Origin of the sequence: Pedobacter kyungheensis, from assembly GCF_000812965.1 — a bacterium.
Taxonomy (GTDB): domain Bacteria; phylum Bacteroidota; class Bacteroidia; order Sphingobacteriales; family Sphingobacteriaceae; genus Pedobacter; species Pedobacter kyungheensis.
This window is the reverse complement of record NZ_JSYN01000002.1, coordinates 223,118-247,182: the sequence shown is the minus strand read 5'-3', so window position 1 is coordinate 247,182 and position 24,065 is coordinate 223,118. Positions and strand designations below refer to the sequence as shown.

Sequence of the window (24,065 nt, the reverse complement as noted above, 5' to 3'; positions counted from 1 at the left end):
GCATCGGTATTTAGCATTTTTTAGCAGGTTTATTAGGTCAAAAAGTTTTTAATTTGATCTTCCATCATGCCAATATCGCTCAATGATTTGATGAAATAATTAAACATTCAAACAAATAAAAAAGCGCTATTTGAAATCAACCAAATATCCCATCCATGTGTACGAATCATAGCCTTCAACAAGCTTTTAAACAGGTATATATCAAAGCTTTTTATCCTGTCTCAAACAGGTTTGCAGAATAGTCACCGATCTTTATTATTTTAGATACACTAAACAATTAGTAAACACATCAAACACAAATGAAACTTAGAAAATTACCGATTTTATTATTAACGCCATTAATTTTTAGCGGGATGCCCAGGGCATTTACGCAAAATATTCCAATACAGCAGGATTGGCTGGTTAAGCCTGTAGCTGCCAAAGCCCAGGTGATTAAAAGTACCGATGGAAAAGATCTTGTTTTACAAAACGGACTCGTGAAAAGGGTATTCAGGCTTTCGCCCAACTTGGCTTGCACTGGTTATACCAATTTAAGTACCGGACAACAGTTATTACGATCGGTTAGAGAAGAAGCCCGTTTAACCATTAACGGCAAAACATACAACATAGGCGGACTAACCGGGCAAACAGAAAAAGCCTATTTACTGCCTGAGTGGGTTGATGGATTTAAAGCCGGCGCAACCGATTTTAAATATGTTAGCTATGATGTTAAGCCCATTACACCGCGCATAAAATGGAACAGTAATCGTTTTTGGTCGCTGGCGGCCAAACCCGCGACTGGTAAAACAGTTTCCTTTTTATACAAGCCACAGGCAGAAGAACTTAGCGGGCTGGAAGTTAACGTGATATATGAAATTTATGATGGTATTCCGCTAATGGTTAAGTCGTTAAAGGTTGAGAATAAAGGAGCCAAACTGTTTAAAATAGATCAGGTGGTGAATGAAGTTTTGGGCATGGTAGAAGAAGAAAGTTCGGTAGAAGGGAGTTTCGAAATTATGAAGAAACCCAGCGGAATTTATTTTGAAACCAATTACGCCTTTAATAATTCGATGAATTATGCCAATAGTGATCAAACCACACACTGGAAAGCCGATTCTACCTATACCTCGCAGGTACATTACCGTTACCAAACGCCTGTACTTTTAGAAATTTATCCCGAAAAAGCCAAAGGGATTGAATTAAAGCCCGGAGCTACATTGAACTCCGTTCGCACGCATGAATTGCTGATGAACAGGGATGACAGGGAAAGCCGCGGGCTGGCTGTTCGGAAAATGTACCGTACCGTAGCCCCATGGACCTCGGCCAATCCGATATTTATGCATTTGGTATCGAAGAATGAAAATCAGGTACGTACCGCTATTGATCAGTGTGCAGCCACAGGTTACGAAGCACTTATTGTTAGTTTTGGCAGTAACTTAAACATGGAAGATACCACGCAGGCAAACCTTAAAAAATGGAAAGCCCTAGCCGATTATGCTCACAGTAAAAATATTAAAATCGGGGGATATTCTTTATTTAGCTCCAGAAGTATAAGTCCGGATGACGACGTGGTTGACCCTAAGACCGGCAAGCCAGGAGGTGCCTTTTTTGGTCATGCACCTTGTTTTGGTAGTAAATGGGGGCTTTGGTATCGCGATAATATTAAAAATTTCTATACCCAAACCGGTTTCGATATCTGGGAGAATGATGGCCCTTATCCTGGTGATGTATGCGCTTCAACCACACACCCGGGGCATACCGGTTTAGATGATTCGCAATGGAAACAAATGGAAATACAGAAAGAATTATATACCTGGCTTAACGAAAAAGGGGTATACATTAATGCCCCGGATTGGTACTTTTTAGATGGTACCCATAAAATTGCTTTAGGCTATCGCGAGGTGAATTTTTCTTTGCCCAGAGATCACCAGAAAATACTTAACCGTCAGAATATTTTTGACGCCACCTGGATTAAAACACCATCGATGGGCTGGGGTTTTGTGCCACTTACACAATATCAGGGTGGAGGCAGTGCGGCAACATTAGAACCGCTTGCCGAGCACTTAAAAGATTATGAGCAGTTAATGATGCAGTATTATGGTGCTGGTGTTCAAGCTTGCTATCGTGGTCCGCGTTTATATGATACCGAAGAAACCAAACAAACCGTTGTAAGCGTAATTAACTGGTACAAAAAGTACCGGAATATCCTCAATTCGGATGTAATCCACTTACGCCGTGCCGATGGTCGCGATTGGGATGGCATATTACATGTTAACCCCGATCAGAAAGAAAAAGGGTTAATGATGTTGTACAACCCTACCAAAGAAAAAATAACAAGAACCATTAAAGTGCCTTTGTATTATACCGGCTTAACCGACATGGCAAAGGTTAAAGAAAAAGAAGGCAGCTTTAAAAACTATAAATTAAACAGAGATTATACCATTGACCTGACTTTTACCATAGCACCGGAGAGCTATACCTGGTTTGTAATTGAAGGATTAGCCAGTACTAAACCTTCTACCTTATAACAGTATATTTTATGAAATTAACAACAAGTTTAAACAAGCAAATCAGTGCCGTAAAGATAACCGGAGCGCTGCTTTGTGCGCTATTTATGGGCAATAGCATGCAGGCCCAGGAAGAACAAAAATTAACTGCTGCCGATTCTACAGCATTTAAAACAGTTATTTCAGGTCTGTCTATTCCTGGTCAATTGGCACCTGGCACCCGCCAGCTGGTGCTGCCTAAACCGGCTTATGGCTATACACTTTCGCTCTATGGATCGAGCAGAAAACCGGTAATAGATGTAAAAGGAAAAGTTTATGAGCCCTTAACCGATTGCGAAGTTGAGTTGGTGTTGAGGCTAAGGAACACCGAAAATAACCGTGCTTACGAATTTCAGCAGACCGTTAAAGTGCCCGGGAAATATCACCCCCAAACCGGAGAAAATGCACAACCCTTTGTTATTCCTGCTTTGCGGGAGTGGAAAGGTGGAAGTGGTCATTTCAAATTGCTGGCAAACAGCAGAATCATTGTTGACCCGAAAGCTAAAAAGCTTTTAACACCGGCAGCTGAAATTTTATTAAAAGACCTGAAGCAATTAACCGGTTATAAAACGTTAAGTATTGGTGCTGGAAAAGCTAAAGCAGGTGATATTGTGCTCCATATTAATGCGGCAGAGCAAAATCTTGGAGAAGAAGGTTATACGCTTAATATCGATCAAACGCTTCAAATTAATGCCCCGTATTACAAAGGTGCTTTTTGGGCTACCCGAACCATTTTGCAATTGCTGGAGCAAGATCCGGCACATAACCAGATTGTTAAAGGTGTTACGCACGATTACCCTAAATACGAAGTAAGGGGTTTTGTGCTCGATGTAGGCCGTAAGTTTTTTACGCTCGATTTCCTGAAGCACTATGTGAAAATGATGGCCTATTATAAAATGGGCGATTTTCATATCCACTTGAATGATAATGGATTTAAACAGTTTTTTGGCGATGACTGGAGTAAAACCTATTCAGCATTCAGGCTCGAAAGTACTACTTACCCTGCACTAACTTCGAAAGATGGTTATTATACCAAAGCCGATTTTAAGGAATTGCAACAAACCGCACAACTGTATGGTATACGCATTATCCCCGAAATTGATGTGCCTGCGCACTCACTGGCCTTTACCAAAGTGTTTCCCGAAATTGGAAGTAAGGCTTATGGGATGGATCATTTAGATATCAGTAATCCTAAAACTTACGAAGTGATTGATAATATTTTTAAAGAATATATTGGCGGAAAAGATCCGGTTTTTGTAGGCGCTGAAGTACACATCGGTACCGACGAATATGCCAAAAAGGAGGCTGAAAGTTTCAGGGCATTTACCGATCATTATATCAGGTATGTAAAAGGCTTTGGCAAAAGGGTACGCCTTTGGGGCGCATTAACCCATGCTCAGGGCACAACGCCTGTAACTGCTGATGATGTGACCATGAATGCCTGGTACAATGGTTATGCAGAACCTAAAGAAATGGTGCGTTTGGGTTACGATCAGATCAGTACGCCTGATGGATGGCTCTATATTGTGCCTGCTGCCGGTTATTATTATGATTTTCTGAATGTTAAACGGCTTTACAATAGTTGGGAGCCCAATCAGATTGGCAATGTAGTCTTTCCGATGGGGCATCCTAAAATCAGAGGCGGTATGTTTGCTGTATGGAATGACCATGTGGGAAATGGAATTACCATGAAAGATGTGCACCAAAGAACCTTTCCGGCCATGCAGGTGCTGGCAGAGAAAATGTGGACTGGTAAAACCAATCAGTCTAACTGGGATAATTTTACACAAAATGCTACACATGTAGGGGAAGGACCGGGACTGAACATGCGGGCTATAGTTCCTGTTATTGGGGCAGATTCGCTGGTTTACCAAGATCGACTGGTTAGAAAACAAGCCAGATCTATTGCTTTGCCTTTACATGAAATTGGCTATCCGTATAGCGTTGCCTTTACTTTGCAAGTACCAACAGCAAGTGTTGATAGTGTGACCCTGTTTAAATCAGATAATGCGAATGTGTATTTGCTTAAACAGGATGGTTTAAAACTGGGTTTTAGTCGCGAGAATTATACCGATGTTTTCGATTTTAACTTTGAAGCTGGCAAAGCTTATAAAATTGTAATCACCGGTAATGAGAAAGGTACCTGGATTTATGTAGACGGAAAGCTGGTGCAAAAAATGGAAGGAAAAAAAATCAGTTTTACCAATACCAAAGATAAAATGAACCGCATACAAACGCTGGTATTTCCTTTAAAGCAGGTAGGCGATACCAATAAAGGTATTTACGGATTGATATCTGATCTCAAGGTTTACAATAAACGATTAAATGAATCGGCAATAGCGGGTTTATAATAGTTTACTTTGCCTTTTCTTACAAGCAGGAGAGATCTTTTAAATTCAATTTAAATATCTCTCCTTATTAACGCTCACTTTTAATCTTTACCCTGTGCTGGATGCCCCATCTGGTCATTGCACCAACCAGTTCTTCGAGCGTGTGGCTATAGGGAAGTAATTCATATTCAATGGTTACCGGATAGCCTGAAGTTACTTTTTTTACTATAAAACCGTTAAGCTCAAGTTCTTTGAGCTCACTGGAGAGTACTCTTGCAGAAATGCCACTTACTTTTCGTTGAAGTTCCGTAAAGCGGTTATTTCCTCTTGCCATGGCAATGATAATCATGAGTTTCCATTTGCCACCAATTGCATACAAAGCATCACTTACTGCCGCAAGCATTGTGGTGCACTCTTCTGTAAATTCTTTATTCACTTCGGTATTATCGCTTTGTGTTGTCATAAAAATACTTCTAAAAAATAACTTGCTAACCTTTAGGTAACTACTAATAAAAAGTTAGTAAATGTACTGTAATTTTGGTGATAACAAATAGATTTTAAAACATAAATACAAAAAACATGACACTGGAAATTTTAAAAACGAAAGAAGAATTAAGGAATTTAATTGATGATTATGCTTATTTGGGCGACGAAAAAAAGATTGCTGAAGTAATGGCATTGTTTACGAAGGATGCAACTTATACGGTTTATATGAATGGTACACAAATTGCCAGTACCACGGGCACTGATGTGCTCGAAAAAGAATTCAATGGGCATGCTGCGCTGGTAAAAACTTATTTTACACTTAACGGGCAGCATACCGTTAAAATAGATGGAGATAAGGCTACAGGAACTTCTTTTTCGCAGATTAAAATGGTACGCGAAGCGGATGGAAAAGATAATATTACCGATTATAGTGTAAGGTATGATGATGTATATATTAATACAGCCGGTAAATGGTTGATTAGTGAGCGTACAGGCTATTTTTTGATCATTGAAGCAAGATCGCTAAACAATTAACTAAAGTATTGACCTAATCAAAAAGCCTTTAAATCTTACGGTTTAAAGGCTTTTGTATTTTTAGTATGAAAGTTATACTTTATAATATTGTTCCCATCCCTGGCGTGGTGGCGGACCAACCAATAAATCATTTGCATTTTTACTGCTGGTAATGATTTTTTTCTTCCTGTCGAAAACGATTTTTTCGCCTGTCCACTGGGCCAGTACACCGAGGCAAAACACCTGACTTAAAGGACCCGCAATATCGAAAGATGAACGTGTTTTCTCTTCACCCTTACAAGCTTTTAAGAAATTGGCAAAGTGGTTTGACGGACTTGGTGGCACAACCGGTAAGTGTGAAGCCATTTCTTTAGCCTTTTCTTCGGGGATAATAGAAAGGGTACTGCCATGCGAACCACCTTTAAAAGTTAAATCTTTACCGTAAATAATCTTACCCGGGTTTAGCTTGGCAGAGGTAGCTGCACCGTTGCTTGGTGGCGGGATGTTCGGGTCTAATCCTTGTACACCATAACCTGCAGGTATTGGAGGAAGGTTATCGATACCATCATACCATTTAATTTCAACAGGTGGCATGCTGCCACGCTTAGGGAACTTGAACGATAGGGTAGACGACATCGGATAAAAGAAATTATTGTGTCCTTCCAATTTTATCGGATCTACTTCATAAGGCAGGCCTAAATCGAGAAACTGGTGAGAAGTATCAAGAATGTGTGCTCCCCAGTCGCCCAATGCTCCCATACCAAAATCAAACCAGCAGCGCCACTGGCCATTTACAAAATCTTTGTTATAATCATGGCCTTGTGTTTGCATTTGCCATACATTCCAGTCGAGCGTTGATGGTGGTGTTTCTGCAGGTGGGAAGGAGGTGATTTTAGGGTTCCAGCCATGCCAGCGCCGTGGCGAATTCATGTGTGCGGTAATGGCGGTAACATCTTTAATAATACCGGCATCAACCCATGCTTTATATTGGAAATAATTGGCTTCCGAATGTCCCTGATTACCCATTTGGGTAACCACTTTACGGTTTTTCTTCGCAGCCTTCATCATCAGTTCAACCTCGTTAAAAGTGCGAGCCATTGGTTTTTCAACGTATACGTGTTTGCCCAGGCCTATGGCCATCATGGTAATCGGGAAATGTGAAAAATCTGGTGTGCCTATAGAAACAGCTTCGATCTGGTTGCCCATTTTATCGAACATCTGCCTGAAATCTTTAAAACGGGGCACATTTGGAAACATTTTAAGAATAGGCAAGGTGTGCGGTGCTTCCATATCTACATCGCATAAAGCAACAATATTGGCCAATCCGGTATTATAGAGCTCGCGGATAATATCGCCACCACGGTTACCAATGCCAATACAGGCCAGGTTAACCTTTTCTCCTGCCGCAAAACGGGGGATAGGTTGCCCCTTTGCAAATAAGAAGCCCGGCGCTGCCACAGCGGCTGAGGCGAGTAAGGCTTGGGTTAAAAACTTTCTTCTTGAATAATTACTATCGCTCATGTTATATGTTGGTTATAGCGTTGAAGATAGCAAAAACACAATTAAAGTTGGTACTGGCAGCCTTTACTGGGCTCACTAAAATAGTTTATAACGAAGCGATATTTTAATTTCAATCGATGTAAATTATATTTTTTCGCAATCTGGATGGAGTGTAACAATTTTGGTAAATTATCAGTTATCAGTTATCAGTTATCAGTTATCAATTTTCAATTTGCAGTTTTCAATTTGCAGTTGGATTGGGCTATCGACCAAAAACTATTGACTATTGACCAATAAACTATTGACTAATAAACCAATAATCAGTTGTCAGTTTGCAGTTATCAGTTTGCAGTTTAGGCTATCGACCATGGACTATTAACTAATGAACTATTGACTAATAAACCAATGACCAATGAACTACTTTAACGTAACATCCAGATAAACCGAGTGCCTGCCATAGGTATCATAAAATGGTTTAAAGTTAACCCCATCAATGGTAAAGTTCAGTGTAGCCGGATTCCCTTTTATCGATTTACTGATATCGGCAGCATCCAGTGTAACTTTGCGCCAGTCTTTTCTGGCTTCAGGCTCCTGGGCTGCAAGCAACACCGGACCATAGAATAAGCTTGCAACATTCTGCTGGTCCATTACCGGATCAAGGTGAAAGGTGAATGGCATCTTCAGCTCAATTACATCGCCATCTTTCCAGCTGCGGCTTAAAGTGAGGTAAGTGCCAGGTTTGGTATCAACTTTTTGTGCTATGCCGTTTATTTTAACAAAAAAGCCTTTGTTAGCCCAACCCGGTACCCGTACATTCACATCGAATTTACCACTGCCCTGGATCGTTAAGCGACTATTGTCAGCCTTGGGGAAATCGGTTGTTTGTGTAATTTTAATTTTGCGGGTAGTCCAGTCTAAAACAGAAGGAATAAACAGGTTTACATAGAGTGCTTTATCATCTTTAGCCTTAAAATAAATGGAGTTCTGGAGCTTAGTGCTGCTTTCCAGCGCAGTGCCGTTACAGCAGGTAAAACCGGTCATATCGGCGTTTCCAAATTGTTTTACCGATCCCGGCCTTAAAGGAATATGGTAGGTATTAGCGGGGCTATTTTCGGCTACTGAGGCCAGTATATCATTGTATAAGGCACGTTCGTAATAATCCATAAATTCGGCACGCTGATCGAAAAGGAAAAGATCGCCGGTTAATTTTAGCATGTTGTAAGTGGCACAGGTTTCGTTCTGGCCGCCTTCCGAAAAGCCATTTTCGTACAAAGTACCCGGTTGGGCCACAAAACATTCGGCATTTGCCGGATTCCGTGCACCGGCAACCCCACCAATGCTGTACATATAATCGCTAATCATTTTATGCCAGAAATTATCAGCAATATTATAGTATTCAGGATTGTTAGAAGCCCGATACATTTCGATGCTGCCCACAATTTGCGGAATATGTTGATTGGCATGTAAACCACGGAAAATATCGACGTTTTTAGCCAGGCCATGAATATGCGTGGTATCACCAAAAAATACCTTAACATTATCAAACAGTTGGGCAGTTTTAAGGTATTCGGCTTTTCCGGTAATCTGGTACAAATGCGCCATCGATTCGTTCATGCCCCCATATTCGCCGGCAATGTAGGTATTCCACATTTTAATCAGCGTTTCTTGTGGCAGCTTGCTCAGGCGTGCATTTACCCAGTCGCCCATGTTAGTGGCAATTTCGAGCGCTTTTTTATTGCCTGTTACCTGGTAAATATCTATCAGGCCAGCCAAAATCTTGTGTAATGTGTAGTAAGGTGCCCAAACCTGGTTTTTCTGACCGCCATACTTAGCGCCTTGCTCCAGCATAATAAACTGATCGGGTGGGTAAGCGCTGATAAATCCTTTACCCCAGTTCCAGTAATCTGTTCTTATTCCCGCTCCGCTCAGGTCAGAATCAAAGGCAGTCTTGCCCGGTCCTACGGGCACAGCAGCCGGATCAGTTACATATGGCCCGCCTTCTTTTTGGGGTTTACCCGATAACTGCGATAAATCATAAAGGGTATTAACCATGTAATCGATTTTTTTGGCGAAATTTTCATGAAGTGCCGCATCGTATCCCGTACCCGCATAGGCCTGTGCAATGGCCGAAAGGTAATGGCCTGTTGCATGGCCCCTTAATTTCGTGTCTTCGCTATCCCAAACGCCAAGTGGCTTTGCACCTTCAGGCTGTTTTTGACCAAAAGCATGCCTGAACATATAGAGGAACGAATTGGGATCGGTTTTTGCCAGTGTTTCAATAAATTTATCGCGGTTTTTGGTAAAACTGGTGCCCTTTCCTTCTATATTGGTTTTTAAGGTAACCTGATCTAAACCAAAGGGTTCTAGCTTTAAGGCGGGTAAAACGGCTTTACCAGCTTCTTTAACTGTAACAGTAGCAGTAGTTTTTAAGTTTGTTCCCGGTACCAGCCCGGTAATCGTATATTGACCAGCCTTCAAAACAGTGCTGTTATCGGTAGGAGCAGGCCATATCACCCGTACTTTTGGTCCGGTTTTTCCTTCGCGGTAAGTACCGTCAATATTGGCCGGTAAACGGGGTAAATTACCAACAGTTGTAACCACAGCTACATCTGCAACTTTGGTTAAATAAGCATTATAGAGTTGCGGCGTAGCCGGCGAAAATTGCTGAAGATTGTCTTCTTTTTTTGCAGTGGTGTTTACGGTACTTTCATTGCCGCTTTTAAGTGCATTGCGGTAAATGTTACCAACCTGTCTGAAGCTTAGCGGAACACGGTAAATTCTGAAATCATGTATCAAGGCATTCAGATAAGGATCGGTTGATAGTAATGATTTACTAATGTAAAGCAGGTTTTTATCTTTCTGTGTCTGTGCGAATACTGTCGTTAAATCGAGCGGAATATCTTTAGTTTCGTTAGCTATTTTACCATTAATATATGTAGTGATTGATTTGGAAGGAATATCAACCACGATGGCCAGGTTTACCCATTGATTAAGTGGCACGGATTGGGTCGATACTGCCTTTTTTATTCCTTTGGCTGTGGTAATAGCTGCCTGAAAACCATCCTGCGCATTGCTGCCTGTGGGTGATGCCGAAAAATGTTTGGTAGCATCTTGTCCAAAATCAAATAAATGTTGTCCGCGCTGGTTCGATCGTAAATAAACCCAGCCGGTAATACTGATCGATTCCATATCTGTGAGCACTTCTGCCGGCAGGGCAATAAAAGAATTGCCTTCGCCAGAAAGCGATAGCACCTGCCCGAATTGACTATCATTTACAAATTTGGCCCCAGTGCCAAAAAGTTTGCCATGCAGGTTATTGCGCGACCAGTCTTTTGTATCGCCGTTAAATTTATAGCGTGCACTCATGGCTGTTTCGCCAACTCCATCCAATATCTGATCGCCGTTTTGTGCTTTAACGGGAGTAATTGGGGTTAGCAGGCTGATAAATAAAACTGAACACAAAAGTTGCTGATATAATTTCATCATAATAATTGAAAGATGGGGAGTAACCAGCTTATTGCCTGCAATTGCGTTATCGGTGAAAAATAACCTTTTGCAGCATTTCGGCTGTTTTCAAATTTCTGATAAAATTAAAAACAAGCCCGATGTTTTTATACTTCTTTTTTAGCTAATGGCTACAGGATATTAACAAGGTGATATAATTAATGTCTTTGATTACCAATTGTTGAAATGAAAGTAAAAAAGGGTGAAAATACGTTTCATTCTCCTTCTGTCTTTCTGTTTCTTTTTGCTGATATTCGTGCTGATAAGCTTTCTGCTGAGGTGTTATTCAAATCAGTATAACTATAAATAAACTATGATCGAATCTAATATTAAAACTCCTGGTGTTTACATTACTGAGCAAAGTGCTTTTCCGAACAGTGTAGTTCAGGTGGCTACAGCTGTTCCGGCATTTATAGGCTATACGCCACAGGCCATGTACGAAGGTAAATCGTATACCAATGTAGCCACTAAAATTACCAGTTTTGCCGATTTTATGGCCATTTATGGTTACCCTGATCCTGCACCTCCGGCCATTCCGGCGGTACAATATCACCCGCAGTATTATCTGGTAAAGCAAAAAAGCATGCCGGCAGATCAGGATTATATTTTGATTAATAGTGCTTATTATTCCGTTTTACCCGATCCCAATACCATTTATTATCTATATAACAGCATCAGGTTATTTTACCAGAATGGGGGAGGCGATGCCTACATTGTTTCGGTAGGTACTTATGGTCAGGCCTCAGGTCAGCCCACTGGTGTGGGACAGCAGATTGTAAATCCAAATGTTTTATTAAGTGAGTTACAACATGGACTCGAGCTTTTAAAAAGTGAGCAGGAGCCCACCATGTACATTTGCCCTGAAGCAACTTTGTTGCCGGTATCAGAAAATGCTACGCTGATGCAAAGTATGCTGGCGCAAAGCGAAGCCATGCAAACAGCAATTTGTATTTTTGATATAATTGGCGCAGGTAATCCCGATCCTTTAAACTATAGCGCTGCTATTGAAACCTTCAGGCAAAGTACGGGGATGCAAGGCTTAAATTACGGCGTGGCTTATTATCCTTTTATCGGTACCACAATCATGCAAAATGCCGATATTAACTATACCAACCTTTTCGGTGGCGATGTTAAACAACTGGCGCCAATACTCAATCCACCAGAGAATCCTGATCCTGTTTGTGCTGCAATCTTACAGCAGATAGAAAACCAGGGTGCGGCACCGTTAACCATAGTGCAATACAACAATGCTTTATTAAATGCCAGTAAACTTTATACGGGTATCATCAATCAGGTATTGAAGCAGGCAAACGTACTCCCTCCAAGTGGTGGCATGGCCGGTGTAATCACCACTGTAGATAACCAGGAAGGGGTATGGCAGTCTCCGGCCAATACTTCAATTGTAGGGGTGGTAAATTTGCCTATCCGTTTATCAGATACTCAGCAGGCTTCGCTTAATGTAGATGTTTCGGGTAAATCTATCAATGCTATCCGTTTCTTTAATGGTATAGGTATTTTGGTTTGGGGGGCACGCACGCTGGATGGGAATAGTCAGGATTGGCGTTATATTGCCGTAAGAAGAACGATGATTATGATCGAACAATCATGCAAAATGGCTACGCAAGCTTATGTTTTTTCGCCAAACGATAAAAATACCTGGGAAGCAGTAAAGGCTACAATTGGCAGTTTCTTAACCTCAATATGGAAACAGGGTGGACTGCAGGGTACCAGTGCTGCCGATGCTTTTTCGGTAGATTGCGGATTGGGAACTACCATGACAGGCGATGATATTTTGAACGGGTTTATGAATGTAGTTATAAAAGTAGCAGTAGTACGGCCGGCAGAATTTATCGTACTCACTTTTCAACAACAAATGCAGAAAAGTTAATTTATTAAAGTTAAAATATATAATTATGGCAGATGATGGAAGCACAAAGGGCGCAACATGGCCGCTACCCAAATTCAGGTTTGAGGTAGATTTAGGCACAACATTACAAGGCATTTCATTTCAGGAAGTATCTGGTCTTGAAGCCGAAAGTCAGCTTATCGAATACCGCAAAACCAACAACCCGTTATTTTCTGTCGAAAAAATGCCGGGTTTGGCTAAACATGGCAATGTAACCATGAAGAAAGGCATTTTTGTTAACGATAATACTTTTTGGGATTGGTATGCTGAAATTAAAATGAATACGGTTAAAAGAAGAAACGTATTGATTAAATTGTTAGATGAAACAGGAAACATTACCATGCAGTGGCAACTTAATAATGCCTTTCCAACCAAAGTTAGTGGTAGCGACCTTAAATCAGAAGGAAATGAAATAGCCATTGAAAGCCTCGAAATTGCATTTGAACAAATGACCATTACAAATGGACATTAACTGTTTACTTCATCGGGTTTGTGCTCCAAATACCTAACTGAAACACCACTTCCCTTACTTTCGCAGTTAAAATTAAGGTACATCAGGTTAATATTTATGAACGTTACAGGTACGTTTAAAATCTATCTTTGATCATCATCCAATCATTTAGTTAAATGTAAAATGAAGAAGAAATACCTGCCTTTTTTAAATATTGTATTTTTAATAGCACTTGCGCTGGTAAAAGGCTGGCAAAAAACGGAGGCGCAGGAAAGGGCACCTCATGCAGTTAATACCAAATTAAATCCGTTGTTGCCCGGTTATTTTGCCGATCCAACCATTAAAAAGTTTGGCGATACCTATTATATCTATTCCACTACCGATAACATTATGCTGGCTTCGGGTGCGCCAACAGTGTGGTATAGTAAAGATTTTGAGAACTGGTACAATTATACCATGGATGTACCATCGTTTAGCACCATTCCATTAGTTAATTTTTGGGCACCCGATATTGTTGAGCAAAATGGCCGCTATTATCTTTACTTTGGTAATTGCGAAATGGGCTGTAATATTTACGGTTACGTATCAGATACACCTATTGGCCCCTGGAAAAAGCTAAACGAAAATGATAAACCTGTTATAGCCCATAACTATCCCAGACCAGGTTTCCCTTCGTTAGATGCACAGTTTTTTACCGATACCGACGGTAAAATTTACGGCTATTGGGGTACATGGGTACATTATAATGGTGGCTATGCCGTAGGCGAGCTGGATGCGCAAAGCATGAAAGAAATGAAGCAGCCGAAAAATATCCCTTTAACGCAAACACCCGGACCTTTTGAGGCCGCTTACATGATGAAAAAGGGAAACAAGTACATTTTGATGTATTCTGGGGCTTCCTGCCACGATGAAACCTATAATGTGCGCTATGCTTATGCCAATACACCTTATGGCCCCTTTACTCCGGGAGCAAATAATCCGGTTCTGAGTACCAATGCTGATAAAAGTGTGCATGGACCGGGGCATCACTCTGTGTTACAGGATGGTGAAGATTATTACATCGTTTACCACAAACACGATTACCCGATGACACGTGGCGGGCTTTCAAGGCAGGTATGCATCGATAAAATGGTTTTTGAAAATGACTCGACCATTAAAGCTGTCGAGCCGAAAAATACGGGCTATATCAATCCTTCCAAACAAAAGGTTCCGGTAAATATTGCATTAAATAAACCGGCTACTGCATCATCCGCTTATCATTTGGTGGGGCAGAATATTGATTATACCTATCAGGCAACGCTGGCAACCGATAATAACAATGCCACCCTCTGGAAGGCTGCAAGTAACCGGTTTCCACAGGATTTAACTATCGACCTTGGCGAAGCAAAGCAGGTGAAAAGGGTGTTTACACAGTTTGAATTTCCAACATTTTATTATCAGTATATCTTGCGGTACTCCATTGATGGTAAAAGCTGGAAGGTGTTTGCAAATCGGTCAGCTAACCGCACACCGGGTAGCCCGATGATTGATGATCATGATGCAAAAGCACGCTATATTAAATTAACCGTAACAGGTACCGAAAAACAGGGCTTGTATGCCGCCGTTTGGAATATAAAAGTTTACGATACACTTTTCGAAATTCCATTGGCTCTGAGCAATAAGCATTCGGTAAACAGTCCGGCCATTAACAGCAAAGGCGCATTGCTCCTTAGTCTGGATTTAACCCAGGTTCCGGCAAATAAACCATTTACTACTCTGAAAAATTCAGGTACTTTAGGCGGTATTTTTAAAAGTGAAGGAACAGTAACTGTTCAGCAGGACGAACATGGCGTAAATTCACTAAAATTTGGCCAAGGCTATTTAGTTTCCGATCAGCCAGTTCCACAACAGCTGGCCTGGAATGGTTCGTACACAGTGGCAACCTGGGTTAAAAACCCTGAAGTGGATAAAGCAGGCGAATGTTTAATGTCGTGGTGCAACAGAAATGCTGTTCGCTTAGCCAACTCCTACAATGCCATGTATTATAACAGTGCAGGTTATGGTGCAGCCGGCCACCTCGATTATCATTTTGATATGAAATTTAACAGGCTACCAGAAGCCAATCAATGGCATCATCTGTTGCTTACTTTCGATGGGATGGTAGAAAAAATTTATGTTGATGGCGTGTTGGATAACCAGCAAAATATGACACTAAGCTCGGCAATTAGGCAGGCTAAATTTATTATCGGTGCTTCAGATGAAGGCGAGAATTACAGTGGGTTTATGGCTTCCTTAAAAATGTATGATTATGCGTTAGGTGCAGCTGAGATTAAAAAACAGTGGCAACAAAGTAACCCTTTAAAGAGAAAATAAAACCGGTTTAACCCGTCATAACCGCTTCGTTCAAAGCAATAGATTGAACATCAGTGGCAAACAAACCATCAGTGCCGAGGGCAATTTCAAATTCAACCCTACTACCCGTCCGAATTGCGTGGTGGGTATAGTTCAGCGGAAAAGAAATATCCTGCTGATTCTCGTCTTCGATAAAACCCTTTCCCAACAGTATATCGATGTGTGTAACAATCCCTTTTCTCATGGCTCGTTTAATGGTGTGTATGATATGAATAATAAATTAATCTGCATCCGGATAATCAATTCTGATTCCGAATTCGTGAATATAACAAGTTTGTTACATAAAATCAATACTTACCCCGTAATTTAAATTTCCTTCACCATTTTTTCATTTTATGACCCTACAGGTGTAAACGGCATCAGTTAAAGCGTAATTTAATGTTTTCTTAAATCGATAAGCCAACTTACAATATTTGGTTGTTTTTAGATACTATACTTTGAAAAAGGGTGAAAATACGTTGAACCCTAAGCATACCTTTTTTATTTCTTTTGCTGATATTTGGTTTAATCATTTAATTAAAGCAATCATCCCTCAGTAAATGTCAGCATCAACAAATCTTTCAGGTGGTTTAACTACCTGCAGTGTTAAAGTTTCAGGTAACCTCATTCCCGATAGTTTACGGGTACTTTCCATACAAATAGAAAAAAAAGTAAACCACATTTCCAGCGCAAAAATTACCATCCTTGATGGCGATGCTGATCAGGGAACATTTGATGCCAGTTCATCAGCCGTTTTTTTGCCTGGCAACCCAATCACCATCGAAGCGGGGTATGATGATGTTAATGCTGTAGTTTTTACAGGAATTATTACTGGTCAATCTATTCGTATTGATGATCTTATTGGTTCGGCACTTGAGGTTGAATGCAGGGATGAAGCCGTAAAAATGACGATTGGCAAAAAGAACAATACTTTCTTGCAGCAGAAAGATAGCGATATTATGAATACCCTTATTGGTAATTATGGAGCATTAAATGCCGATGTAAGCAAAACCAGTTTCGTTTGGCCGAGCCAGGTACAATATAATTTAAGCGATTGGGATTTCATGGTATCACTCGCTGGAATGAACGGGTTTATTGTTACTGCATTAAACGGCGTCGTATCGGTTAAAGCCCCTGATTCTAATGCCAATCCGGTAATAACAGCTCGCTATGGTGACGGATTGATTTCATTTAGTGCAAATATGGATGCTTTAACCCAGCTTGAAAGTGTAAAAGCCTGTAGCTGGGATTATAGCACACAAAGTATTAATACTGCAACAGCAAATGGCCATTATAATGGTCCGGGTAATATTTCATCGGGTAAATTGGCACAGGTAGCCAGCCCAGACGAATACCAGTTGCAAACCACCACCCGGATGGAAAACGAGGCGCTTAACAATTGGGCAAAAGCCCGTATGTTACAGGCTGATTTTGCTAAGATCAGGGGCGAAGCCAAATTTCAAGGCACTTCACTCGTCGATCCGGGTAGGTTTATTACCTTAAACGGAATTGGCGTGAGGTTTAATGGCGATTACATTATTTCGGGCGTTACCCATAATATTGCTGATGGCAACTGGATCACATCGGTTTCAGTAGGACTTTCTCCGGAATGGTTGATCGAAAAACCTGATCGAAACATCGAATCAGGGATTTTGAGCGCCAGTCGGGGCTTATTTAATGGTACGGTGAAGCAAATTTACAATGATCCTGAATCGCAGTACCGCATTCTGGTCGATGTGCCTGTTTTTAATCAGCAAGGTCAGGGAATCTGGGCCAGGCTGGCTAATTTTTATGCTACCAGTGGTGCCGGCGCATTTTTTATGCCCGAAGTAGGAGATGAGGTGGTACTGGGCTTTTTAAATGACGATCCACGCAGCCCGGTAATACTCGGTAGCATGTATAGCAGTTCAAAACAAATGCCCGCTACGGGGCTTAACCCGAACGAAACAAATGCGATTAAAGCCTTTGTTTCCAAATCCAATATCAGTATCAGATTTGACGATGAAAACAAGGTGCTAACCATTGCTACTCCTGCGCAGAACACCATCGTTTTTAACGATAAAGACAAAGAAATTTCCATTCGCGATGAAAACAACAATAACGTTACCATGTCGGCAAGTGGAATTAGTCTCAAAAGCCCTAAAAGTATCAGTATTGAGGCTGATCAGATGGTAACCATAGCAGGCGGTCAAGGGGTATCTGTTAAGGCCAGCGGGGGAGATGTGAGCATAAGCGGCATGAACATTAAACAACAGGCCGAAATGCAGTTTTCTGCCGGAGGATCGGAGGTTACCAAAATAGAAAGCGGAATGGAATTGACACTTAAGAGTGCCATGATCATGATTAACTAACTTAAAAGAACAGCAATATGCCACCAGCAGCAAGATTAACTGATTTTCACGAATGCCCCATGACCACACCAGGGCCAGTGCCTATACCTCATGTTGGCGGGCCGATTGTAGGGCCAGGCGAACCTACTGTACTCATTGGAGGTTTACCTGCTGCCAGAGTAGGCGATATGCTGGTTTGTGTCGGCCCACCCGATAGTATTGTTAAGGGATCTGCCACGGTTATGATTGGCGGCATGCCAGCGGCCAGAATGGGCGATCAAACCGCACATGGTGGAAGTATTATGCTGGGCGCATTTAATGTAATGATAGGGGGGTAAAACCGCAGTAAATCTGCTTTACATTCTTAAAGGATAGATTTTTATATGCTTCTTAATTGGGGGCGAAGAAACTTCTGCCACTACTGCAGGTTATAGTCGTTTTTACTCCCGATTTGGTTGAAAATATTGTTTTTTGTCTTGATTGCGAAATTATTTTCTTTGAACAAACGTTTGCGTGAAATTATTGTTTGAAATTGATTGTTAAATTTTTTTATAATTGTAATAAACCTATTACATCCGGCTAGCTCAACTACAGGCTAACCAGATAATCGTCCCTTTAATGAGGTTATTGCTATGCGCGATTATAGAAATTTTAACGACGAACAATTGTTATCTTGCTTGAGGGAAGGAAACCATACTGCATTTACCGAAATTTATAACCGGTACTGGAAAAGGATGTTCGAAATTGCTGCGCGTAAAATAAACGATTTAGACGAAGCTGAAGAAATTGTACAGAGCATTTTTGTTTCACTTTGGCAGCGCAAAACCGAATTGCAAGTTACGGGTTCGTTAAATGCTTACCTGGCTGTGTGTATCAAATACCGCGTAATTAAACTGCTCGACAAAAAAAGAAACGAACAAAAATACCGAGATAGCCTTGACAGTAGAATGCTAACGGATGCCTCAACAGAAGACTGGCTAAGTTTTCTCGAACTCAAAGATAAACTGGCCGAGCTGGTTGCTGTTTTGCCCGATAAATGTCAGCTGGTGTACAAAATGAGCCGCGAACGCGGAATGCCCCAAAAAGAAATTGCCACAACCCTCAATATTGCCGAAAAAACGGTAGAAGCTCATCTCGGAAAGGCACTTAAGACTTTAAAAGCTGGTCTGAATCATTTTTTAACGACTTTGTTATAAAAAAATAAAATATTTTAATATTCGACTAAGGGATTCATCACACATAGGGTACATGTAAGTATAAACCTATTGAAGATGAACGATCTCGAACACAATGAAAATGATTATAAAGCCCTCGCTTCTAAATGGCTCGATGGAACCATTACGCAAGAAGAGGAGGTTCGCTTTGCTTCCTGGTACAATCGGGAGGAAAATCAGAAACTCACTATACCCGAAGAATTTGCCGTAAACGAATCCGTACATCGTAACCGCATGCTGGCTGAAATCAACAAAAGAATCGGCGTAAATAAAAAAATGCAGTTATGGCCAAAATTGGTTGCTGCTGCTTTAATTGGCGCTTTATTTATTTCCGGACTCTATTTGCTTATCCGCCCTTTTGCAAAGGATGAAGCCGCAATGATCGTGTTGAAGAGGCAAGATATACCCGCCGGAAAAAATAAGGCAATACTTACCTTAGCCAATGGCAAGGTACTTGCACTATCCGATTTAGCTGTTGGAGCACAAAGCCGGCACGACGGTGCCATTATTACCAAAAACAGGGATGGTCAGCTCCAATATCAGGTAGTAGATGCTGAAAATAATACTAACGAAATCGCTTATAATACCATCAGTACACCAAGGGGAGGTCAGTATCAGGTAAACCTGCCCGATGGTACAAAAATATGGCTCAATTCGGCCTCATCATTAAAATTTCCAACAAGTTTTAAAAAACTCGGCGAACGTAAAGTAGAACTTCATGGCGAAGGCTATTTTGAAGTGGCTAAAGATAAAACCCGCCAGTTTCGCGTAGTTTCTAACCAGCAAACGGTAACGGTTTATGGTACGCATTTCAACATTAACGCCTATAGCGATGAAGATGAAAAGGTAACAACTTTACTCGAGGGTAGTGTAGATGTAAACCATGTGCTGCTCCAACCCAATGAACAATCGGTAATTAAGGGCGGCCAGGTTAAAGTACAGCCAGCTGATGTTGAAACAGTAATGGCCTGGAAAAACGGCTATTTCAGGTTTGAAGAAGAACGCCTCGATGTAATTATGAAAAAGGTATCGCGGTGGTATGATGTAGATGTCGAATTTGACAATCCGGCTTTAAAAGAACTCGAATTTGGTGTGGTAACCAGCCGTTCGGGAAATCTTTCAGGCATACTTAAAATGCTCGAAATGACCCATGAAGTTTATTTTACAATCCGCGACAAAAAGATTACGGTCATGAATTATACCAAATCCGATCATGCCCGTTAGCATGAAGATGTAACCCAATAAAACCAATTAACTATTAAACCAACTAACCAAATGAAGATGAAAAAATACCAGACTTAAAGTGCAGTCTTTAGAAATCCGGGAGCATCTCACTGCTCCCGAAAACGTTCTAATGTCAAAAAACAATTGAGTTAACTATTTCTTAAACGTTTCGCAAAGTGATCAAAGCATCCGACCGCTGTCACTTTGTCGAATAAACAGAACAATCAAATGTATAAAAATTATACTAAAAATTTTTGTATGCCCCCGGGCTACGCCTTTAAATTAAGTTTAGCTATGAAATTAGCAGCGGTGTTGCTCTTCGTAACGATTATGCAGGTTGGTGCAACCGGATTTGCACAGAACATCAATTACCAAAAAAAGAGTGCTTCACTCAAACAGGTGCTTAACGAAATCAATAAGCAAACCGGTTATAGTGTGGTATGGTCGGCAAAAAAAGCCAAAAATTTAATGTTAACTGAGCTCAGCTTTAGAAATGCGAGTTTACAAACTGTGCTCGAGAAGTGTCTTGAAGGACAGCCTTTGTCTTATGTTATCGAAAATGGAGTTGTTGTAATCCGTACAAAAGTGCCAGCGGTACAACCCATCATTGAATCGGCCAGGGCATTTATCGACTTAAAGGGATTGGTGGTTGACGAAAATGATGTTCCCTTGCCCGGCGCGAGTATCAGGCTTAAAAACGGTAATAAGCAAACCATTTCAGGTTCAGATGGTAAGTTTGTGCTAGCTGGAGTTGACCGTGGAGCAATACTTTTGGTAAGCTATATAGGTTATCAGGAGAAAGAGGTTAGCGTAACTTCATCTGAGATGACAATCCGTTTAAGTGCCAAATCATCCGAACTCAACGATGTAGTGGTAGTAGCTTACGGTAGCCAGTCTAAAACCAGGCTTACCGGTGCTGTTGCGCAGGTAAGTGGCAAAGATTTGCAAAACAGGCCAATTACCAGAATCAGTCAGGCACTTCAGGGCCAGGTAGCTAACCTGAATATCGGCGCAACTACGGCCGGTGGGGCTCCTAACGCTACCCAAAGTTTAAACATTCGTGGTTATACCGGATTGGGAACTTCTGGCGGGCCGCTAATTGTTGTAGATGGTGTTCAGGGTGTCGATATCAACAGCATAAACCCTGATGATATAGAGAATATAAGTGTTTTGAAAGATGCGGCATCTGCTGCAATTTATGGATCCAGCGCGCCTTATGGAGTAATACTCATCAGTACCAAAAAGGGTAACAAATCCTCAGCGCCAACCATTTCCTATAACAATAACCTTTCCATATCAGAGGTTATTAATTTACCTAAAATGGTTAATTCGCTCGATTTTGCCACCATTTATAACGAAGCTTTTGCCAATGCACAAAGAGCGGCGTTTTTTGATGGACCAACTATTCAGCGCATTAAAGATTATCAGGCAGGCATACTTACTACCGAAACCATTAAAAACCCTGCGCCGAATACCAACGAATATTTTTCGTGGAATGCCGGAAATGCCAATAACGACTGGTTCAAAATTTATTATAAAGACCATGCTTTTAGCCAGCAGCACAATATGAGTGTAAATGGTGGTTCTAACTCGTCAACCTATTTTGTTGGGGCAGGGTATAACGACAGGAACGGTATGTATAATTATGGAAATGACAGTTACAAACGTTATAACCTGCGGGCTAATCTGAGTTCTGATGTAACCAGCTGGCTTACTTTTAATTTACGCACTACCTTCTCCCGTCAACTGTTTAATTCACCAAATTTGTATCCGGGCCAGACAGGCGGGGGCGACCAGGCTTATATGCATCAGATTGCCCGAAAATTCCCTACAGTTGCCGTATATAATCCTGATGGCAGGTATTCGGATGAGAGCAACATCCTGCTTCATGAAGAAGGTGGACGGAACAACCAGATTACCGATCAGGGATTGTTAAGCGGAGAACTTAACTTTAAACTGGCTAAAGGTTGGACCGCAACTGCTAACTATACTTTTGATGCACAGTATTACGACCAAACTTCGCATTTAAAAACTTTATACACCTTTTTGCCTGATGGTTCTCAGAAAACGGTAGGAGGAACTACACCAAACTCTTTCGGCCGTTACAACGAACGTAATCAGCACGAAGTAGTTAACGTATTTTCGAAATATGAGAAGCAGTTTCAGGATCATTATTTTAGCATCCTGGGTGGTTACGTAAGTGATTATGTAGGTTTTCAGTCCTATTCGGCCAGCAATAGCAATCTTTATTCAGATAATATTCCATCGCTTTCTACAGCCTACGGTACAACACCATCCATATCTGATTTGGTTCGTAAACTTAGCTCACAGGGTGCTTTCGGAAGAATTAACTACAATTACAAAGAAAAGTATCTCTTAGAACTTAATGCCAGATACGATGGAACTTCGCGCTTTTTGGAAGATGTACGCTGGAAACTTTATCCGGGTGTTTCGGCAGGCTGGAATATTGATAAAGAATCGTTTTTTGAGCCAGTTAAAAAATATGTAAACACCTTAAAGTTCAGGGGCTCTTACGGTCAACTTGGTGATCAGGTATTTTTAGATACCAATTATTATCCGTTTTATCCAAGCTTAGGTACTTCCAGACCAACAGCTACCAGCTGGTTATTTGGAGGTACCCAACAAGCGTCAGTAACATTGCCGGCTTTGGTTAACGATCAGTTAACCTGGATTACCAGTTCTACATTAGATTTTGGTGCCGATGCAACCTTTTTCAACAACCGGTTAAGTGCTTCGTTCGATTGGTATATCAGAAAAGCCACTGATTTTGCCGGTCCTTCAGCAGCACTACCTGCTGTTTTGGGTACAACCCCACCAAGTGTAAACAACTCAGCCATTAAAACAAAGGGTTGGGAACTTTCATTGGCCTGGAGAGATAAAATTGGATCTGTTAGTTATGGTTTGAAAGGGGTATTAAGCGATTATACGGCTAAAGTTACCCGTTATCCTAATCCAACAGGGCTTTTAAATACCTGGTACGAAGGATTGGATATGGGCGAAATATGGGGTTACGAAACTGTTGGCCTTTTCCAGAGTGCTGCAGAAATTGCCGCTGCACCTTCACAAAACCTGATTTACAATGGACCTTTAACACCTGGCGATGTTCGCTATGCTGACCTTAACGGCGATGGGATCATTAGTCCCGGAGCTTCCACTGTATCCAATCCTGGCGATCGTAAGGTAATCGGAAATTCAACTCCGAGATACAGTTATGGTGTTACGGCTGATGCCAGCTGGAAAGGTTTTGATGCCATGATTTTTGTACAGGGCGTAGGAAAAAGAGATGTAGCCATTGGCGGCAACTATTTCTGGGGAATTGTAGGAGATGAATGGCAGAGTTCGTTGTTTACCACTCATTTAGACCGGTGGACACCACAAACACCAGACGGCTATTATCCGAAATATTACATGAGCATTGAAAACAATAAAAACCAGCAGACCCAAACCAGGTACCTGCAAAATGGTGCGTATTTAAGGATTAAGAACGTACAATTAGGCTATACCCTGAACAAAAACCTGGTCGAAAAACTGAAACTGGGCCGTGTAAGATTTTACCTCAGTGTAGAAAACCTGGCTACCATTACGAAGTTTACCAAAGCGCTTGATCCTGAACTTTTCTTGTCATCAGGAAAGGTGTACCCAATGCAGAGAAATTACTCTGCAGGATTGAATGTTACTTTTTAACCAACAA

The 24,065-nt window shown here is 41.2% G+C and carries 15 protein-coding genes; 11 read left to right on the top strand and 4 right to left on the bottom strand.

The window, feature by feature from the left end:
- Positions 1 to 299 precede the first annotated feature (299 nt).
- Positions 300 to 2,507 (top strand): alpha-galactosidase, encoded by a 2,208-nt coding sequence (locus OC25_RS01855; RefSeq protein WP_039471114.1) that lies wholly within the window; start codon positions 300 to 302, stop codon positions 2,505 to 2,507.
- An 11-nt stretch (positions 2,508 to 2,518) separates the two neighbouring features.
- On the top strand, positions 2,519 to 4,876 hold the full coding sequence (locus tag OC25_RS01850) for a family 20 glycosylhydrolase (protein WP_209435552.1): 2,358 nt from the start codon (positions 2,519 to 2,521) through the stop codon (positions 4,874 to 4,876).
- A gap of 67 nt (positions 4,877 to 4,943) precedes the next feature.
- On the opposite strand, the gene OC25_RS01845 is transcribed toward OC25_RS01850, so the two are convergent.
- Positions 4,944 to 5,318 (bottom strand): winged helix-turn-helix transcriptional regulator, encoded by a 375-nt coding sequence (locus tag OC25_RS01845; RefSeq protein WP_039471112.1) that lies wholly within the window; start codon positions 5,316 to 5,318, stop codon positions 4,944 to 4,946.
- A 116-nt stretch (positions 5,319 to 5,434) separates the two neighbouring features.
- Between OC25_RS01845 and OC25_RS01840 the strand changes: the two genes are divergently transcribed.
- Positions 5,435 to 5,875: a nuclear transport factor 2 family protein gene (locus OC25_RS01840; RefSeq protein ID WP_039471110.1), complete on the top strand. Its 441-nt coding sequence runs from the start codon at positions 5,435 to 5,437 to the stop codon at positions 5,873 to 5,875.
- 72 nt (positions 5,876 to 5,947) lie between these two features.
- Here the strand turns inward: OC25_RS01840 and OC25_RS01835 are convergent, their stop codons facing one another.
- Positions 5,948 to 7,375, bottom strand: coding sequence for a Gfo/Idh/MocA family protein (locus OC25_RS01835; RefSeq protein WP_039471108.1), 1,428 nt, complete (start codon positions 7,373 to 7,375; stop codon positions 5,948 to 5,950).
- Between the two features lie 396 nt (positions 7,376 to 7,771).
- The gene (locus OC25_RS01830) at positions 7,772 to 10,840 is read right to left on the bottom strand and encodes a beta-L-arabinofuranosidase domain-containing protein (RefSeq protein WP_245221850.1); all 3,069 of its coding nucleotides are present in this window, start codon (positions 10,838 to 10,840) and stop codon (positions 7,772 to 7,774) included.
- 331 nt (positions 10,841 to 11,171) lie between these two features.
- Between OC25_RS01830 and OC25_RS01825 the strand changes: the two genes are divergently transcribed.
- The 3 genes from OC25_RS01825 (at position 11,172) to OC25_RS01815 (ending at position 15,567) form a co-directional block, all read left to right on the top strand.
- Positions 11,172 to 12,746, top strand: coding sequence for a phage tail sheath family protein (locus OC25_RS01825; RefSeq protein ID WP_167335350.1), 1,575 nt, complete (start codon positions 11,172 to 11,174; stop codon positions 12,744 to 12,746).
- Positions 12,747 to 12,771: 25 nt separating this feature from the next.
- Entirely contained in the window at positions 12,772 to 13,236 is a 465-nt protein-coding gene (locus OC25_RS01820; protein WP_039471104.1) for a phage tail protein, read from the top strand.
- 162 nt (positions 13,237 to 13,398) lie between these two features.
- The gene (locus OC25_RS01815; RefSeq protein ID WP_039471102.1) at positions 13,399 to 15,567 is read left to right on the top strand and encodes a family 43 glycosylhydrolase; all 2,169 of its coding nucleotides are present in this window, start codon (positions 13,399 to 13,401) and stop codon (positions 15,565 to 15,567) included.
- A 7-nt stretch (positions 15,568 to 15,574) separates the two neighbouring features.
- On the opposite strand, the gene OC25_RS01810 is transcribed toward OC25_RS01815, so the two are convergent.
- Positions 15,575 to 15,790, bottom strand: a complete 216-nt coding sequence (locus tag OC25_RS01810; protein ID WP_039471101.1) for a S1 domain-containing protein — start codon at positions 15,788 to 15,790, stop codon at positions 15,575 to 15,577.
- A gap of 355 nt (positions 15,791 to 16,145) precedes the next feature.
- Between OC25_RS01810 and vgrG the strand changes: the two genes are divergently transcribed.
- The 5 genes from vgrG to OC25_RS01785 all read left to right on the top strand — a co-directional run bounded on the left by vgrG (position 16,146) and on the right by OC25_RS01785 (position 24,058).
- Positions 16,146 to 17,936 carry a type VI secretion system tip protein VgrG gene (gene vgrG, locus OC25_RS01805; protein ID WP_039471099.1) on the top strand — a complete coding sequence of 597 codons (1,791 nt, stop codon included), beginning with the start codon at positions 16,146 to 16,148 and terminating at the stop codon, positions 17,934 to 17,936.
- Between the two features lie 17 nt (positions 17,937 to 17,953).
- Positions 17,954 to 18,253: a PAAR domain-containing protein gene (locus OC25_RS01800; protein ID WP_039471097.1), complete on the top strand. Its 300-nt coding sequence runs from the start codon at positions 17,954 to 17,956 to the stop codon at positions 18,251 to 18,253.
- A 294-nt stretch (positions 18,254 to 18,547) separates the two neighbouring features.
- Positions 18,548 to 19,111, top strand: coding sequence for an RNA polymerase sigma-70 factor (locus OC25_RS01795; RefSeq protein ID WP_039471095.1), 564 nt, complete (start codon positions 18,548 to 18,550; stop codon positions 19,109 to 19,111).
- 75 nt (positions 19,112 to 19,186) lie between these two features.
- Positions 19,187 to 20,353, top strand: coding sequence for a FecR family protein (locus OC25_RS01790; protein WP_039471093.1), 1,167 nt, complete (start codon positions 19,187 to 19,189; stop codon positions 20,351 to 20,353).
- A 294-nt stretch (positions 20,354 to 20,647) separates the two neighbouring features.
- Complete coding sequence (locus OC25_RS01785) at positions 20,648 to 24,058, top strand: TonB-dependent receptor (RefSeq protein WP_167335349.1); 3,411 nt, start codon at positions 20,648 to 20,650, stop codon at positions 24,056 to 24,058.
- Positions 24,059 to 24,065: the final 7 nt, after the last annotated feature.

What these genes read in the sequence shown, in the direction of transcription:
- OC25_RS01855 (WP_039471114.1), top strand. Translation starts at nt 300, where the DNA reads ATGAAACTTAGAAAATTACCGATTTTATTATTAACGCCATTAATTTTT.
- OC25_RS01850 (WP_209435552.1), top strand. Translation starts at nt 2,519, where the DNA reads ATGAAATTAACAACAAGTTTAAACAAGCAAATCAGTGCCGTAAAGATA.
- OC25_RS01845 (WP_039471112.1), bottom strand. Translation starts at nt 5,318, where the DNA reads ATGACAACACAAAGCGATAATACCGAAGTGAATAAAGAATTTACAGAA.
- OC25_RS01840 (WP_039471110.1), top strand. Translation starts at nt 5,435, where the DNA reads ATGACACTGGAAATTTTAAAAACGAAAGAAGAATTAAGGAATTTAATT.
- OC25_RS01835 (WP_039471108.1), bottom strand. Translation starts at nt 7,375, where the DNA reads ATGAGCGATAGTAATTATTCAAGAAGAAAGTTTTTAACCCAAGCCTTA.
- OC25_RS01830 (WP_245221850.1), bottom strand. Translation starts at nt 10,840, where the DNA reads ATGATGAAATTATATCAGCAACTTTTGTGTTCAGTTTTATTTATCAGC.
- OC25_RS01825 (WP_167335350.1), top strand. Translation starts at nt 11,172, where the DNA reads ATGATCGAATCTAATATTAAAACTCCTGGTGTTTACATTACTGAGCAA.
- OC25_RS01820 (WP_039471104.1), top strand. Translation starts at nt 12,772, where the DNA reads ATGGCAGATGATGGAAGCACAAAGGGCGCAACATGGCCGCTACCCAAA.
- OC25_RS01815 (WP_039471102.1), top strand. Translation starts at nt 13,399, where the DNA reads ATGAAGAAGAAATACCTGCCTTTTTTAAATATTGTATTTTTAATAGCA.
- OC25_RS01810 (WP_039471101.1), bottom strand. Translation starts at nt 15,790, where the DNA reads ATGAGAAAAGGGATTGTTACACACATCGATATACTGTTGGGAAAGGGT.
- vgrG (WP_039471099.1), top strand. Translation starts at nt 16,146, where the DNA reads ATGTCAGCATCAACAAATCTTTCAGGTGGTTTAACTACCTGCAGTGTT.
- OC25_RS01800 (WP_039471097.1), top strand. Translation starts at nt 17,954, where the DNA reads ATGCCACCAGCAGCAAGATTAACTGATTTTCACGAATGCCCCATGACC.
- OC25_RS01795 (WP_039471095.1), top strand. Translation starts at nt 18,548, where the DNA reads ATGCGCGATTATAGAAATTTTAACGACGAACAATTGTTATCTTGCTTG.
- OC25_RS01790 (WP_039471093.1), top strand. Translation starts at nt 19,187, where the DNA reads ATGAACGATCTCGAACACAATGAAAATGATTATAAAGCCCTCGCTTCT.
- OC25_RS01785 (WP_167335349.1), top strand. Translation starts at nt 20,648, where the DNA reads ATGAAATTAGCAGCGGTGTTGCTCTTCGTAACGATTATGCAGGTTGGT.